The organism is Bradyrhizobium sp. SRS-191, from assembly GCF_024586915.1.
Taxonomy (GTDB): Bacteria; Pseudomonadota; Alphaproteobacteria; order Rhizobiales; family Xanthobacteraceae; genus Bradyrhizobium.
Map to the genome: position 1 here is coordinate 1 of NZ_JANBVS010000073.1, position 1,634 is coordinate 1,634.

The following is a 1,634-nucleotide window of genomic DNA, read 5'->3' on the forward strand; positions in this document are numbered from 1 at the left end:
TTGCTCCTCGGGGTGATGATGCAGCGTGCCTTGCGCATACGGCCCCAGCGTCACCACCGACAGCATCGCCTGCTCGCCGGAGAAGATGCGCGTGGTGACGCCCGCCGCGAGTTCGCGAAACAGCCCGTCGGCGGGATTGTCGATATTGTGAAACTCGTCCTTCTGGCTCACGCCGTCCTCCCCTGTGTTGCCCTGATCAGGATTTGCCGTAGGAGCCCTGGTAACGGCCCTCGCGGATCGCCTTCATGGTCTCTTCCTCGCGCGCGACCTGGGCGCGGACCGCTTTGAGCAGCGCGGCCGCGCCGGCGGCCGGAAACGACACCACGCCGTCCTCGTCGCCGACCACGATATCGCCGGGCGAAATCACGCTGCCGCCGATCGAGACGGGCACGTTGATCTCGCCAGGGCCGTTCTTGTAGGGACCGCGATGGGTCACCGCGCGGGCGTAGCAGGGGAAGTCATCCGCCGTAAACGCAGCGACGTCGCGGATCGCGCCGTCGATCACGTAGCCTTCGGCTTTGCGCCACTGCGCGATGTTCTTCATGATCTCGCCGACCAGCGCCCGCGTCTCGTCGCCGCCGCCATCGACCACGATGACGTCGCCGGGACCGACGAGCTCGAGCGCGCGATGGATGGCGAGATTGTCGCCGGGGCGCGTGCGCACCGTGAATGCCGTCCCGACCAGCTTGGCCCCGCGATGAAAGGGCTTCAGCCCGACCGCGCCCGGCAGCCGGGCGAGATTGTCGGAAATGACCGAGGTCGGCGCGCCGCGAAAGCCCGCGATGATCTCGGCGGGCGGCTTCGGCACGCTGTTGGCAGCGATGGTGATGGTCATGTCACAGGTCCTTCTATGTCTCGTCTTTAATCCGCGTGCGCCCGCGTTTTCGAAAGCATGATCCGGAAATCGCGTCCTTCCTTCATCCACGCCGCGCGTTCGTCGCGCAACAGCGTGCGGCGGACTTTTCCGGAATCGTCGCGCGGCGCGGCGCTGACGATCTCGAAACTCTCCGGCTGCTTGTAGCGGCTCAGCCGATCCCTGAGAAACTCCGCCAGGCCGTCGGCGATGCTGCTTTCATCCGCGCCGGTCGCGGGCTCGATGATCGCGTGCACGCGCTGGCCGAGCTCCGGATCGGGCAACCCGACCACGACGCAGGAGCGGACGCCGGGATATTCGGAGACGGCGGCCTCGACCTCGGCCGGGTAGATGTTGGCACCGCCGCGCAGCACCATGTCGGCGAGCCGGTCGCCGAGATAGAGGTAGCCTTCGGCGTCCATCCGGCCGATGTCGCCGAGCGACTCCCAGCCATCGGCGCGGCGCTTCGGCTCGGCGCCGAGATAATGATAGGTGGCGTCCTTGCCCTCGTTGTTGAGGAAATAAATCTCCCCGGTCTCGCCCGGCGCGACGTCCTTGCCGTCCTCGCCGATGATGCGCAACTTCGCCATCTCGCCGATCCGGCCGACCGAGCCTTTGTGCGTCAGCCATTCGGTGCCGGAGATGATGCACGAGCCCTGACGCTCGGTGCCGCCATAGAGCTCCCAGACCCGTTCCGGCCCGAGCCAGGCGATCCAGTTCTCCTTCAGCCAGGGCGGCATCGGAGCGGCCATGTGAAACACGGTCTTGAGGCTCGACACAT

The 1,634-nt window shown here is 66.7% G+C and carries 2 protein-coding genes; both read right to left on the minus strand.

Annotated features, from left to right (window positions below):
• Positions 1–196: 196 nt before the first annotated feature.
• The gene (locus tag NLR35_RS34055) at positions 197–835 is read right to left on the minus strand and encodes an RraA family protein (protein ID WP_257170911.1); all 639 of its coding nucleotides are present in this window, start codon (positions 833–835) and stop codon (positions 197–199) included.
• 26 nt (positions 836–861) lie between these two features.
• Positions 862–1,634, minus strand: a 773-nt coding sequence (locus NLR35_RS34060; protein WP_257170912.1) for an AMP-binding protein, incomplete at its 5' end; no start/stop codon positions are given.